This is a genomic window from Dyella lutea, from assembly GCF_024158035.1.
GTDB lineage: Bacteria > Pseudomonadota > Gammaproteobacteria > Xanthomonadales > Rhodanobacteraceae > Dyella_A > Dyella_A lutea.
In genome coordinates, this window is record NZ_JAMZEK010000001.1 from 799,420 (window position 1) to 813,088 (window position 13,669).

14 protein-coding genes are annotated in these 13,669 nt (G+C 70.3%); 1 reads left to right on the forward strand and 13 read right to left on the reverse strand.

The window, feature by feature from the left end:
- Positions 1-5: 5 nt before the first annotated feature.
- From NC595_RS03520 to dinG, 6 genes are all read right to left on the reverse strand, one after another.
- A complete protein-coding gene (locus tag NC595_RS03520) occupies positions 6-398 on the reverse strand; it encodes a YchJ family protein (RefSeq protein WP_253564884.1) in 393 nt (130 codons plus the stop codon).
- A 73-nt stretch (positions 399-471) separates the two neighbouring features.
- A complete protein-coding gene (locus NC595_RS03525; RefSeq protein ID WP_253564885.1) occupies positions 472-1,038 on the reverse strand; it encodes a lipocalin family protein in 567 nt (188 codons plus the stop codon).
- Positions 1,039-1,305: 267 nt separating this feature from the next.
- On the reverse strand, positions 1,306-1,503 hold the full coding sequence (locus NC595_RS03530) for a hypothetical protein (RefSeq protein ID WP_253564886.1): 198 nt from the start codon (positions 1,501-1,503) through the stop codon (positions 1,306-1,308).
- A 47-nt stretch (positions 1,504-1,550) separates the two neighbouring features.
- Entirely contained in the window at positions 1,551-2,129 is a 579-nt protein-coding gene (locus NC595_RS03535; RefSeq protein WP_253564887.1) for an NnrU family protein, read from the reverse strand.
- Positions 2,130-2,178: 49 nt separating this feature from the next.
- The gene (locus NC595_RS03540; protein ID WP_253564888.1) at positions 2,179-2,745 is read right to left on the reverse strand and encodes a HutD/Ves family protein; all 567 of its coding nucleotides are present in this window, start codon (positions 2,743-2,745) and stop codon (positions 2,179-2,181) included.
- Positions 2,742-4,847, reverse strand: a complete 2,106-nt coding sequence (gene dinG, locus NC595_RS03545; RefSeq protein WP_253564889.1) for an ATP-dependent DNA helicase DinG — start codon at positions 4,845-4,847, stop codon at positions 2,742-2,744. Before dinG ends, NC595_RS03540 begins: the two co-directional genes overlap by 4 nt.
- 132 nt (positions 4,848-4,979) lie before the next feature.
- Here dinG and NC595_RS03550 point away from each other — a divergent pair, with 132 nt between their 5' ends.
- Positions 4,980-7,919, forward strand: coding sequence for an EAL domain-containing protein (locus tag NC595_RS03550; RefSeq protein ID WP_253564890.1), 2,940 nt, complete (start codon positions 4,980-4,982; stop codon positions 7,917-7,919).
- A gap of 7 nt (positions 7,920-7,926) precedes the next feature.
- Here the strand turns inward: NC595_RS03550 and NC595_RS03555 are convergent, their stop codons facing one another.
- From NC595_RS03555 to NC595_RS03585, 7 genes are all read right to left on the reverse strand, one after another.
- Positions 7,927-8,577 (reverse strand): DsbA family oxidoreductase, encoded by a 651-nt coding sequence (locus tag NC595_RS03555; protein WP_253564891.1) that lies wholly within the window; start codon positions 8,575-8,577, stop codon positions 7,927-7,929.
- A gap of 69 nt (positions 8,578-8,646) precedes the next feature.
- The gene (locus tag NC595_RS03560; RefSeq protein ID WP_253564892.1) at positions 8,647-10,278 is read right to left on the reverse strand and encodes an NAD(P)/FAD-dependent oxidoreductase; all 1,632 of its coding nucleotides are present in this window, start codon (positions 10,276-10,278) and stop codon (positions 8,647-8,649) included.
- A 211-nt stretch (positions 10,279-10,489) separates the two neighbouring features.
- Entirely contained in the window at positions 10,490-10,714 is a 225-nt protein-coding gene (locus NC595_RS03565; protein WP_017463088.1) for a hypothetical protein, read from the reverse strand.
- Between the two features lie 341 nt (positions 10,715-11,055).
- The gene (locus tag NC595_RS03570) at positions 11,056-11,358 is read right to left on the reverse strand and encodes a hypothetical protein (RefSeq protein ID WP_253564893.1); all 303 of its coding nucleotides are present in this window, start codon (positions 11,356-11,358) and stop codon (positions 11,056-11,058) included.
- A gap of 65 nt (positions 11,359-11,423) precedes the next feature.
- Positions 11,424-11,930 carry a DUF1993 domain-containing protein gene (locus NC595_RS03575; protein ID WP_253564894.1) on the reverse strand — a complete coding sequence of 169 codons (507 nt, stop codon included), beginning with the start codon at positions 11,928-11,930 and terminating at the stop codon, positions 11,424-11,426.
- Positions 11,927-13,258 carry a TCR/Tet family MFS transporter gene (locus NC595_RS03580; RefSeq protein ID WP_256488879.1) on the reverse strand — a complete coding sequence of 444 codons (1,332 nt, stop codon included), beginning with the start codon at positions 13,256-13,258 and terminating at the stop codon, positions 11,927-11,929. Before NC595_RS03580 ends, NC595_RS03575 begins: the two co-directional genes overlap by 4 nt.
- A 68-nt stretch (positions 13,259-13,326) precedes the next feature.
- Positions 13,327-13,668, reverse strand: a complete 342-nt coding sequence (locus NC595_RS03585) for an EF-hand domain-containing protein (RefSeq protein ID WP_253564895.1) — start codon at positions 13,666-13,668, stop codon at positions 13,327-13,329.
- Position 13,669 lies beyond the last annotated feature (1 nt).

The window sequence follows — 13,669 nt, forward strand, 5'->3', positions numbered from 1 at the left end:
GCCGCTCAGTCGCCCAGGTCGCCGTCGAGGTAGTACCAGCGGCCGTCCTCGCGCACGAAGCGACTCACCTCGCGCATGCGCCGCGCCTTGCCGCCGCCGTAGCGCAGGCGCGCGACGAACTCGACCACGGCGCGGTCGCCCTCCGGGACGTGGCGCTTCACGTCCAGCCCGAGCCAGGTCGGTGCCGGCTGCTGTGCCGCAAGGTCGAGCGAGGGCGGCCGCGTACTGGCATGCCAGCTGGCCAGTAGATAGGCCTCGTCGTGGCGCACGTAGGCGCTGTAGCGCGAGCGCATCAGGGCTTCGGCATCGGCGGCCGGGACGCCCGCGTGCAGCGCACCGCAGCAGTGGGAATATTCGCGCGGCAGGCCGCAGGGACAGGGGTCGCGAAGAGCAGGCATCGCACCGGACGGAAGTTGCAGCAGGGACCGGCGATGGTGCGCGCCGGGCGGCGTCTTGCCAAGGTGCTTCTGGTCAGAGCACGTGGAAGGTCTGCAGCCGGCCGCTGACCACCAGCGGTGCCAGGTCGTAACCCAGGCCGCGGGCGACCGACTTCAGCGCCTCGAGCACCTGGCGCTCCATGGTCGGTGCACGCGACAGGATCCACAGCTCGCGGCGGCGCGGCTCACCCAGCATCAGCCATTGAAAGTCGGCGTCGTTGGCCAGCACCCACAGGTCCTTCCAGGCCGAGGGCAGCCACTGCGCCCACGCCGGTGCGGCGGTACGCTGGAACTGGCCTGGCTCCTCCATCGCGAACCGGCGACGGGCCTGCAGGTCGTCGACCCGTTCGTTGCCGTTCGGCTCGGTCGAGGTACGCCGCATCCGCAGCATGCCGGGCTCCAGTTCCTCCAGGTCCAGGCGGATATCGCGGTCGGTTGCGTTCTGCTGCGGCGAAGGCAGGCGCGCCATCTCGTGCCACCGTCCCAGCATTCGCGCCAGGTCCAGCTGCGGTACGGCCTTCATCACGCCCGGGGTCGACACGGACAACGCCACGCCGGTGGTCAGCGTGATCGGCAGGGATGACGGGTGGGACCAGTTCATGTCGCGTTCCTTGGATGCAGCCGGCCCGCATTGCCGCGGGTTTTCGCCGCTCGCGGGCCCGGCCGGAGACGACGCTCTGCAGACACCCAGGCGTGCGATATGCGCGGGCACTGCCCTAGGACATCGGCATCCCGTGGAAAAGCTTGAGTCGCGTTGGGGCCTTCTCGCGGGAACGCCCGCGTTGCAGGAGACCGGTCCAGCGACCGGCGGACGATCACCCGGTAAAGAGCGGCAGAAGGGCAGGCCGCGCGCCTGCCCGCAGGGTCATCAGGCGGGGCGGCCCCGCAGCACGCGCGCCGGCAGCATCAGCAGCGCACCGAGGAAGGCGAACACGGCGCTGACGGTAATGCCGACCAGCCGGAACGGCAGCGTGATCAGCCACACGATGGGATACAGCACCAGCGCCAGCAGGGCGATCGGCCAGCAGAACACCAGCAGCAGCAACCAGAGCAGGAAACCGACCATGGCGCACCTCGCGCTCGGGATGGGGGGATGAGTGGAATGTTACGCGCTCAGCTGAAAGGACTCACCCCAACGATCAGCCTATGCAGCCAGAACGCGAACACCGCCCAGGCCGCCATGCCCACCACCACGGTGATCACAGTGCGCGAGGCCGGCCCCTTCGGGTAGGTGACGCCGGCGGCCCGGTCGCGTCGGCGCGAGACCATGAAATCCGCCACCGCCCACAGCAGGAAGCCGCCGAACAGCACGATGTCGTGCAGCATGCCGGCCGCCAGCAGGTGGCCGAACGCCCACAGCTTCACCGCGGCCAGCATCGGGTGGCCGAGGCGCGCCTTGATCGCGTTGCCGGGCACGTAGGCCGCCGCCAGCAGCACGAAGGCCACCAGGGTGAACAGCGCGTTGAGATGGCGCAGCGCCATCGGCGGCACCCACACCAGCACCGGATGCTGGCGGGCCAGACCGAAGCCCCACACCAGCAGTGCGAAGCCGGCAATCGAGAGGATGGAATACAGCCCCTTCCAGCCCTTCTCTCCGAGCCGGACGATCTGCCGCGTCCGCCAGTCGTCGGCGAACACGCGCACCGAGTGCACGCCGAGGAACAGCACCAGTCCGAGGATCAGCATCGCCATCGAACGTTGCTCCGTGCCCTGAGGGAATGGAGGCAAGTGTAGCGGTGGCTCAGCCGGCGAGGTGCACCCGCACGGCAAGGGCCTCGCCATCGATCTGGATCGTGCCGGGCGCGTCTGCACCGGGCAGCCAGCTGTCGCCGGGGCCGAGATCACCGTCTGGCGTGCGGGCATGGCCATGCACGAGGTGCAGCAGAAGCAGATCCGATGGGGCCCTACGGGCGGCTTCGTCGCGCCATACCTCGACCTCGCCGGTGGCGCGGCCACGCCGCAGCATCAGGTTGAAGTCGCGGGTCGGGCCGCCGGCCAGCCCCACCGCTACCTCCGCCTCGCCGGGAAAGGCGAACGGCGCACACGGCGTGGTGAGTTCGTGGACCTGCGCGCCGTCCAGCGTCATGCGGAAGCCGGCACCGTCGATCAGCACGATGGTCCGGTCCACACCGGGAAAGCGCGAGAACGGCGCGGCGCCGACCACGTCGGCGAGGCTCACGCGCCACAGGAAATCGTCCATTCCCGCGCCCGGCGGCATCGCCGCGATCTCGCGGGTGATGCCCTGGCCGTTGCGCCACGGCACCGGCTGCAATTCGTCCGCGCGCAGGATGCGGCCGACGGCACTCATGCGGCACGCTCGATCACGCGCGCGAACGGCGGCAACGCCTGCAGCATGCGTTCGCCGTAGCGCTTGACCACCACGCGGCGGTCCAGCAGCACGATGCGGCCGCGGTCGGCCTCGCTGCGGATCAGCCGTCCGCAGTACTGGATCAGCAGGCGCGTGGCCTCGGGAATGGTCACTTCGATGAACGGGTTGCGGCCGCGCGATTCCAGCCACTCGGCGTAGGTGGCGCCGACCGGGTCGGTCGGCACGGCGAACGGCAGTTGGGTGATCACCACCGTCTCGCAGAGCTTGCCGGGCAGGTCCAGGCCCTCGCCGAACGAGGCCAGGCCGAACAGCGTGCTGCCCTTGCCGGCCTCGATGTCGGCGATGTGCTCGGCGACCAGCTGCGACTTGCCCAGCGAGCCCTGCGCACGCACCTTGCGCACCATCGCGATCGGGAGCTTCTGCAGCACGCGGTCGAGCTTGGCGCGCGAGGTGAACAGCACCAGGTTGCCGGCGTCCCAGTCCAGGTTTTCGGCCAGCCACGCGCACACCTCTTCGGCATGCGCGTCGCGGGCGTCGGGCAGGCTGTGCATCGCCGGCACTTCCAGCCGCGCCTGTTCGGCCAGGTTGAACGGCGAGGGCAGGCTCAGCGTGACCGCCTCGTCGGGCAGGCCGACCGCATCGGCGAAGTGGCGGAAATTGGCACCGGCGCTGAGCGTGGCCGAGGTCATCACCACGCCGCTGGCGTTGCCCCACAGCACGTTGCGCAGCAGGCCCGCGGCCGACACCGCCGAGGCGTGGCAGACCAGCTGCTGGTCCGTCGCCTGGGTGACCCAGCGCGCCAGCGGCGGCGCGTGTTCGTGGTCCGGCGTGGACCAGGCGCGCCAGCAGCGGCCCTGCCGTTCCAGCCGCTCCAGCGCGATGCCCAGTTCGCGCGCCAGCGCTTCCTGGGTCGGGCCACCCTCGCTCATCTCCACCACCGCGCGACGCACGGCGTTGAGCCAGCGCTGCACCTCGCCGGTGAGCACGGCCAGGTGCTCGGCGTGCAGCGTCCACTGCTCCGGCAGCTGGCCGAGCGAGCCGCGGTACATCGGTACGTCTTCGCCCGGATCGGGCATCCAGGCCAGGCGGATCTCGCGCTCCAGTTCCTCCAGCGCGTCGCTGAGTTCCTGCAGCTTGGCGTCGCCCTGGTCCAGCGTGAGCTTGCCCAGCGATTCCTTGTCGGTGAGCGAATAGGCCGCGTGCACCTGGCGGCCGAGCCGGCTCAGCTGGCGTGCGGCCGCGCCAAGGAAGACCTCGGCGGTGCCGCGGTCGATCGCCTTGCTCGCGACGTGGTGGGCCTCGTCGAACACGTACAGCGTCTCGTCCGGCTTGGGCAGGATCACGCCGCCCCAGCTGTCCTCCTCGCTGCCGGGCATGGTCAGGTCGGCCAGCACCAGGTCCTGGTTGGCGACCACGATCTCGGCGTCGGCCACCGCACGGCGCGCGGCGAAGAACGGGCAGCCCATGAACTGCGCGCAGCGGCGGCCGGTGCAGCCGCCGGCGCTGGTCGTGATCATCGAGCGCACCAGGTCGCCGACCGCTTCCGGCGCGGCGTCCATGTCGCCGTCCCAGCGGCCGGTGTCCAGCGCGGTCACCAGCTTGCCCAGCGCAGCCTTGTCGCGCGCGTCCGGCGGTTTGCTCCACAGCGCCAGGTCGGTGTCGAAGCCCAGTCCAAGCTGGGCGTCGGCGGCCACGCTGTTGCCGGCCATCAGCAGGTTGCGCGGGCAGACGTAGCGGCCGCGGCCCTTGGCCAGCGCCACCTTGGCCTCGATGCCGTTGATCGACAGGTACAGCGGGATGTCCCGCTGCACCAACTGCTCCTGCAGCGCGACCGTGGCGGTGGCGATCAGCAGCTTCTTCTTCTGCGCCCGCGCTACCGCGTGGCCGGCGATCAGGTAGGCCATCGACTTGCCGGTGCCGGTCGGCGCCTCGATTGCCGCCGCGCCGCCTTCCTCGGCCAGCGCCTTGGCCACCTCGGCGATCATCCGCCCCTGCGAGGCGCGCGGACGGAAGCCGGGCAGGCCGTCTTTGAGACGGGTGTAGGCGGCGCGGATGGCGTCCTTGGTGTCGTCGGTCAGCACGGGGTCAAGCCGGAGGGGAAGCGGTCGATAAGGGGCGATGAGGCGTGGAAGCGAGGGCAGGCACGCGGGTAGACCAGTGTATCGGATCGTCCCCGGCAGGCTTCGCCGATGGCCATGGAGCGACGAGATCCGATGAAGCCACTACCGCACGACGAGATGCCGAGCACGCCCGTCGCCAGCCCGCTGACGTGGCTGGAGCGGTTGCTGGAAGCGCCGAGCCCGTCGGCCGTGGCCGGCGTGGTGACGGACATGGCGCTGAGCTCGCCGGAGGTCGAGGCGGCCTGGGTGCTGTGGTGGATGCCCGGGCAGGTGCAGCCGGAGTGCTGTCCACCGATGCGCCTGGACGCCGATGCGACCGATGTTGTCCTTGCCGTGACCGGACAGGAGCGGCTGCACGGCAGCGCCGATGGCTCGCTGCTGGCCTGGCGGCTGTGCCGTCCGGCGCGCGCGGTGTTGCTGCTGCGCTGGCGCGAGGCCCGACGGGACCCCGTGCAGGCCATGGCGAGCCTGCCCGCGGCGCTGCTCCAGCTGGCCGGCCGCCAGCTCCAGCGCACGCTGGAACTGACCGACCTGCAGCGTTCGCACGACCAGCTGGAGCGCTCGGAGCTGCTGCAGCGGGCCCTGCTGAGCATCTCCGAGCTGTCCGCCTCGGAGCTGGAGATGCCGGACATGCTGCGGGCCGTCCACGACATCGTCGGTGGCCTGATGTATGCGGAGAATTTCTTCATCGTCCGCCATGATCCGGTCCGCGGCACGCTGCGCTTCCTGTACTACGCCGACACCCTGGACGAGGAGGGGCAGCCGGGCGAGGAGACCCCACTGGCTCGGCTGGAGGGCACCTGGACCTGGCATCTGCTCACCGGCGGGCGGCCGTTGCGCGGGACGCCGGAGGAGATCGAGCGCGAGCTCGGCGCCACGCTGCGGCTGGTCGGGCCGCAATGCGTCTACTGGCTGGGTGTGCCGATGCTGTGCGAGGGAGCGGTGTGTGGCGCGCTGGTCGTGCAGACCTACGAACCGGGCAGCCGCTATACGCCGGAGGACCAGGCACTGCTGCAGTTCGTCGGTAACCACATGCTCACCGCGCTGCAGCGCCGGGAAGGGCGCGAGGACCTCGAGCGGCGCGTGCGTGAGCGTACCGCCGAGCTGGACACGCTGAACCGGGGCCTCAAGCAGGAGGTGGCCGAGCGCCAACGTGCCGAGCGCCTGCAGGGTACCCTGTTCCGCATCGCCCGCCTGGCCACCGACGAGATCGACCGCCAGGCCTTCTATCGCGAGGTGCACGCCACGGTCGGCGGGCTGATCGAGGCCAGCAACTTCTTCATCGCGCTGGTCGATGAGCCGAGCGGCATGCTCGAGTTTCCCTACGCAGTGGACATCACCGGCGAATGCTATGCGCCGCGACCGCTCGGACGCGGCCTGTGCGAATACGTGCTGGGCCATGGCGCGCTCCTGCTCGATGCCGATGCGATGGATGACATGCGCAGGCGGGGGATGATCGACGTCCACAACACCGGTACGCCCTCGCAGTGCTGGCTCGGTGTGCCGTTGCGCGACGGCGACCGCACGATCGGCGTGGTCGCCGTGCAGAGCTACACCGGTCCGGAGACCTATGGCCCCTCGGAACTCGAACTGCTCGGCTTCGTCGCCTCGCAGATCGCCATCAGCCTGCAGCGTCGCCGCGTCGCCGATGCCTTGCAGCACGCCTATGCGCAGCTCGAGGAGCGCGTGCACGAACGCACCCGCGAACTGCGCCGCGAGATCCGCGAGCGCGAGCGCATGCAGCAGCAGCTGCGCCACCAGGTGATGCACGATCCGCTCACCGGCCTGCCCAACCGCGATTTCCTGCGCGGCCGCATCGACCGCGCGCTGGAGCGAATGGCGCTGGATCCGCAGGTCCGCTGCGCGCTGCTCTACATCGACGTGGACCGCTTCAAGATCATCAACGACAGCCTCGGCCACCTGGCCGGCGACGCCGTGCTGAAGGAGGTCGCGCAGCGCCTGCAGGCCTGCGTGCGCGAACCGGACGTGGTCGCGCGGCTGGCCGGCGACGAGTTCGCGATCCTGCTCGAGCATGTGGACACCCCCGAGTCCGCGGCCCGCGTGGCCCAGCGCGTACTCGACGCGGTCGGCCACGCGCTGCCGGTGTCCGGCCGCGAGCTGCAGCCCAGCGCCAGCCTGGGCATCGCCCTGGGCGACAGCCGCTACACCCACGCCGACGAGCTGCTGCGCGACGCGGACAAGGCGCTCTATCGCGCCAAGGAGCTCGGTCGCAAGCGCTACGCGATGTTCGACGACACCCTGGCAAGAAACCTGGTGGACGAGTTGAGCATGGAGGGCGAGCTGCGCCAGGGCCTGCAGCGCGGCGAGTTCCAGCCCTACCTGCAGCCGATCTGCCGGCTGGAGACCGGCGAGCTGGTCGGTTACGAAGCGCTGCTGCGCTGGCACCATCCCGAGCGCGGCACGCTGCTGCCCGGCGCCTTCCTGCGGGTGGCCGAGGATTGCGGACAGATCGAGGCGATCGACTGGCAACTGTTCGAACGCGCCTGCGAGGCGCTCCTTCGACTGCCGGGAGACAGCGAATTCCTCACCCTCAACGTGTCGGCACAGCACCTGCGCCATGGCGACTTCGACCATCGCCTGCTGGGCATGATCGCGCGCGTGGGCGTGTCGCCGTCGCGGGTGATCGTGGAGGTGACCGAGGGCTCGCTGCTGGACGATCCCGACCGCGTGCGCAACATCCTCGAGCGCCTGCGCCTGGCCGGCGTGGGGGCGGCGCTGGACGACTTCGGCACCGGGTATTCCTCGCTCAACTACCTTCACTCGCTGCCGTTGCGCATCCTCAAGATCGACCGCAGCTTCGTGCAGGCGCTGGATGCCGGCGATGCCAACAGTTCCACCGTGGTCGAGGCGATCCTGGCGCTGGCGCGTGCGCTGGACATCCACGTGATCGCCGAGGGCATCGAGACGCAGCGTCAGCGCTCCCTGCTGCGCAACATGGCCTGCGAGCTGGGCCAGGGCTTCCTGCTCGGCCGGCCCGAGCCGGTCGAGCACTGGGTGGTCGAGCCGGCCTGAGCCCGCTTCAGCCGCCGGCGATCTGCCGCAGTGCCTGCTCGAAGACTTCCGGCGGCTGGCCGCCGGAGATCAGGTGCTGCCGGTTGACGATCACCGCCGGTACCGAGTGGATGCCGGCGCGCAGGAAGAACTGCTCGTCACCGCGCACGTCCTGCGCGTGACGGTCACTGGCGAGCACGGCTGCGGCCTCGGCGGCATCCAGACCTACCGACGCGGCCACGCTCGCCAGCACGGCGTGGTCGCTGACGTCCTGGCCGTGGGTGAAATAGGCGACCAGCAGGGCACGCTTCAGCGCGTGCTGCCGGCCGCTCTCTTCGGCCCAGTGCAGCAGGCGGTGCGCATCGAAGGTGTTGACGATGCGGCGCTGGTCCTGGTGGGCGAAGGTGAAGCCCACCGATGCACCGCGCTGGCGCAGCGCCTCCTGGTTCTGCGCCAGCTGCGCGGCGTTCAGGCCGTACTTGCGGCCCAGGTGCTCGGCAATGTCCTCGCCTTCCGGCGCCATCTGCGGGTTCAGCTCGAACGGCTGGAAGTGGATCTCGGCCTGCACTTCGCCTTGCAGTGCGCCCAGCGCCTGCTCCAGCGAAGCCAGGCCGACGGCGCACCAGGGACACACCACGTCGGAAACGAAGTCGATGCGAAGGGTTTTGGGTTCGGACATGGGGACGTTCCGTGAGCGCCAGCGACGGGCTGGCCGACCCCCGCCAGATGGTGGCGGATCGGCCCAGGCTCAACCGCCGGTCAGGCTCAGCGCCACCGCCTCGGCCACGCGGATGCCGTCCACGCCCGCCGAGAGGATGCCGCCGGCGTAGCCCGCGCCCTCGCCGGCCGGGTACAGGCCGGTGGTGTTCAGGCTCTGCAGCGACTCGTCGCGCTTGATGCGGATCGGCGAGGAGGTGCGCGTTTCCACCCCGGTGAACACCGCGTCGTGCATGCCGAAGCCGCGGATCTGCCGGTCGAACGCGGGCATCGCCTCGCGGATCGCGGCGATCGCGTAGTCGGGCAGCGCGCTGTCCAGGCTGCCCAGGGTGACGCCCGGCTTGAACGAGGGCAGCACCTCGCCGAAGGCCGACGAGGCCCGCCCGGCGAGGAAGTCGCCGACCAGCTGGCCCGGCGCGTTGTAGTTCTCCCCGCCCAGCACGTAGGCATGGCTCTCCAGCGCGCGCTGCAGGGCGATGCCGGCCAGCGGGCTGCCGCTGGGATCGAACGCGGCGTAGTCGGCCGGATCGATGCCGACCACGATCGCCGCATTCGCGTTGCGCTCGTTGCGCGAGTACTGGCTCATGCCGTTGGTGACCACGCGACCCGGTTCGCTGGTTGCCGCCACCACGGTGCCGCCCGGGCACATGCAGAAGCTGTAGACGCTGCGGCCGTTCTTCGCGTGGTGCACCAGCTTGTAGTCGGCCGCGCCGAGCCGCTCGTGGCCGGCCTGCGGGCCGTAGCGGGCGCGGTCGATCACCGACTGTGGATGCTCCACGCGGAAGCCGACCGAGAACGGCTTGGCCTCCACGTACACGCCGCGCGCGTACAGCATGGCGAAGGTGTCGCGCGCGCTGTGGCCCACCGCCAGTACCACGTGCTCGCTGCGCAGTTCCTCGCCGCTGGCCAGGCGCACGCCGCGCATGCGCTGGCGCTCGTTGCCTTCGGCCTCAAGCAGCAGGTCCTCGACGCGCTGGCTGAAGCGGATCTCGCCGCCCAGCGACTCGATCGTGGCGCGCATGTGCTCGACCATCGATACCAGCCGGAAGGTGCCGATGTGCGGCCGGTTGATCCACAGGATCTCCTCCGGCGCGCCCGCCTTCACGAATTCGGTCAGCACCTTGCGGCCGTAGTGCTTCGGGTCGGAGATCTGGCTGTACAGCTTGCCGTCGGAAAAGGTGCCGGCGCCGCCTTCGCCGAACTGCACGTTCGACTCCGGGTGCAGGTTGCGCTTGCGCCACAGGTCCCAGGTGTCCTTCGTACGCTCGCGCACCGCCTTGCCGCGGTCCAGGATGATCGGCCGGAAGCCCATCTGCGCCAGCACCAGCCCGGCGAACAGGCCGCACGGGCCCATGCCGATCACGATCGGTCGGTGCGGGCTTTTCGCCGGCGACTGCGTGACGAAGCGGTAGCTGGTATCCGGGGTGGGGCCGAGGTGGCGGTCGTCGGCGAAGCGCGCCAGCACGGCGGCCTCGTCGGCCAGCTCCAGGTCCAGCGCGTAGATCAGGGCGATCGCGCCGCGCTTGCGCGCGTCGGTGCTGCGTTTGGCCACGCTGTAGCCGCGCAGCGCACCCTTGCCGAGCTTGAGACGGGTGAGGATCGCCTGCTCGAGATCGGCCTCGGTGTGGTCCAGCGGCAGCTTGAGGTCGGTCAGTCGCAGCATGTCGGCGCGCTCGCTTGTTCGGCGGGATGGCGGCGGCCACGAGGGCCGCAGGCGCGCATTGTCCGGGCCGCGCGGGGCGCGGACAAGGATCGGCCCGCCGGAGGCGGGCCGTGGGTGAGCGGCGGGGAGGAAAAATCAGCGGCCGGCGGGGGGCTGGCGGGGGTAGGGGGAGGCCTTGCTCCGCCGGTCGCTGAAAGGGAAAGCGGTGCGGTCAGGCCGCCAGCATGGTGAGGAACTGGTCGCCCGTGGCCTTGGGGTGAAGCAGCAGCATGCGGGGACCGGGGCCGCGAGTGTGCCGGCGCGCGGCGGCGCGGCACAGCTCTCCGTCGCCGGTCGCGATGGCGATGGCCTCGGCGGGCAGCGACGGCAGCGGGTGGCGGCAGGTCATGCCGTGTTGCGGGCCTCCGACGATGACGTACTCGATGATGGTTTCCATGGTCCTGTCCTCAACTGGCGAGGGAACATCCCTTGATCGCACCGGGAAGACCGTCGGGGGGATGGGGGAGCCGCCGGCCTGTCCTGGCTGAAAGGAAGCAGGGGCCGCGCCAGCGAGGCAGGCACAATTGCGGGGTCGATCACACTTCGGAAACGCGCTGCGACCCGTATCCCCGGATCGGTCATCGGTCCGGGGTCGGTACCGGCCGGAAATCGGCCCCTTCGGGCTGCCGGAGAGGGGGTCGCCGACCCGGAAGGGCTTTGCGCGCCCGGGAAAGGTGGCCCTGATGGGCGATCGGAACGTTCGAATGCGACCAAACAGGTCCGGACTGACGTCCCGCGTCACCCGTCCCGGCCGGTCGGGTCCGGAAGGGGCGGCTCGAGCGGCGGCAGCCGGTCGGCGACGCAGCGCCGGGCCAGTCCGATCCAATGGGTCAGACGCTCGCGATACACCGCCATGCTTTCCAGATCCGGCGGCTGGTTGAGCTCGGCGTCTTCCGAGTCGGCATCGGCCAGACGGCTCAGCCGATCCAGCACCATCAGGGGGGCCGGATGGGCGGTGAGCAGCGCAGCGATCACCACGCTGTCCGCCTGCTGGCGGGCGGAAATCAATCGGATCACCTGGGCGAGGTCGTCCGTGTTCATGGCGCACTCCCGGTTACTGCTGGAGGGCTGCCGTCCGGCACGAGGTGCCGGACGGCCATTGGTCGTCAGTGGCGGCCGATGAAGTCCTGCTTGCCGATCTCGGTGCCGGCCTCGCGCAGGATGTTGTACGCGGTCGTGCAATGGAAGAACACGTTGGGCAGCACGAATTCGAGCAGATAGGCCTGGCCGTCGTAGTGCAGTTCGCCGCTGCGCATCTTCAGGTGGATCGCACGCGTCTCGCTGCCGTCGATCTGCTCCGCGCCGAAACCCCTGACGTAGGCGACGGCGCGGGCGATGCGGTCGTAGACCTGTTCGAACGTGGTCTCGTTGTCCTCGAACGAGGCCGGTTCCACGCCGGCGAGGCGGGCGGTGCCGCGGCAGGCCATGTCGCAGGCGATCTGCACCTGCTTGACCAGCGGCAGCATGTCCGGGATCAGCCGCGTCTGCAGCAGCACGGCATCGTCCACGCCCTTGGCCTGGGCGTGGGCATGGCCCTTCTTGAGCACAGCGGTGAGGTTTTCCAGCGCGCGCACGAAAACGGGAACCGAGGCCTGGTACATCGAAAGTGTCATGGGTGGTGCTCCGTGGGGTCGGGGGTGGAAGAGCCGTTAGCCGGTACCGCCAGCGCGGCCGCGTGAGCAGCATGGGCCGGGTCTGGGCCCGCCGGCGTGCCCGCCGACGCCAGCCCGCGGGTGGCCCGCATCGCGGTGAACAGTGCGACGGCCAGCAGCGCGGCTGCCAGCAGGAACGCCGAACCGGGTACGTGCACGGCGTTGCCCGGCGCGATCGACCAGGCGAATACCTGGGCGAACAGGTACGGGCCGAAGATGCCGGCGAAGCTGCCCAGCGAGGTGTTGGCACCCTGCAGCCGGCCCTGCTCGGTCGCTTCGACCTGATGGGTCATGATCGACTGCAGCGGCGGGTTGGACAGCCCCCACAGCGCCATCAGCGGGATGCCCAGCAGGAACACCCCGCCGGTGCTTGCCAGTCCCATCAGCACGAACGAGGCGATGCCACACACCATGCCGAACAGCAGCACCGGTCGTTCGCCGAAGCGCGGCGTCAGCCGGCGGGTCAGCAGCGCCTGCACCAAGCCGTCGCAGGCACCGACCAGCATCAGCACCAGGCCGACTGCCTGCGGGCCCCAGTGGTAACGGTAATCGCCGTACAGCACGAAGGTGATCTGCAGTGCGTAGTGGGCGAGAAACACCAGGAAGCTCGCGGCGCCCAGGCCCAGCAGGGTCGGCGTGCGGCGCAGCAGCTTCAGTGCCCCGATCGGGTGCGCGCTGTGCATCTCGAAGCGCGGCGCGCGGCGATCCCTCGGTAGCGACTCGGGCAGCACGAACAGGCCGTAGAGGAAATTGCACAGCGCCAGCGTCCCGGCCACATAGAACGGCAGCCGCAGGTGCATCGCGCCGAGCCAGCCGCCGAGGCCGGGGCCGAGCACGAAGCCTACGCCGAACGCGGCGCCGAGCAGGCCGTAGGCCCCGGCGCGCTTCTCCTTCGGCGTGATGTCGGCGATGTAGGCGTTGGCGGTGCTGAAGCTGGCCGCAGTCATGCCCATCACGGTGCGGCCGACGAACAGCAGCCACAGCGTGGGCGCCATCGCCATCACGAAGAAGTCGATCGCCAGCCCGAAGTTGGAGATCAGGATCACCGGCCGCCGGCCGAAGCGGTCCGACAGCGCGCCCTGGATCGGCGAGAAGATGAACTGGGTGATCGCGAACACCGTGCTCAGCACGCCGACCCACCAGGCGGCGCGGGCGGTGCCGCCGCCGATCAGCTGCTCCACCAGGTGCGGCAGCACCGGGATGATGATGCCGAAAGCCAGCATGTCCAGCAGCACCGTCACGAAGATGAAGGCGAGCGCGGCGCGGCGCGGGGTGGAAGCGGTATCCAAGGTGTCCGGACAGTCTGGGCGAAGCGCGCACGATAGCCCAGCGTCGGGTGCGCGGGCAGTGCCGGGGTTCAGGGTCCGGGCGGAGCGGTCAGTTCGCGGGCGTCGAGCAAACCGTCGTGGTTGCGGTCGAGCCGGCGGAACTGGCGGCGCAGGTCGGCCTCGTGCCGGGCGAGGGTCACGGCACGACCGCGGCCGCCCGGCAGTTCCGACGGCTCCAGCGTGCCGTCGTGGTTGGTGTCCATGGCGACGAAGCCGCGGTCCAGGTAGCCGACGTACTCGGCCTCGCTGACCCGGCCGTCGCCGTTGCGGTCGAACATCGCCAGGTAGGCGCTGCGCGATGCCTGCGCCGATGCATCCGCCGCGGCCAGGCCGGCCACGGCAATGGCGAGGCATGCGGCGCGGCGCAGCATC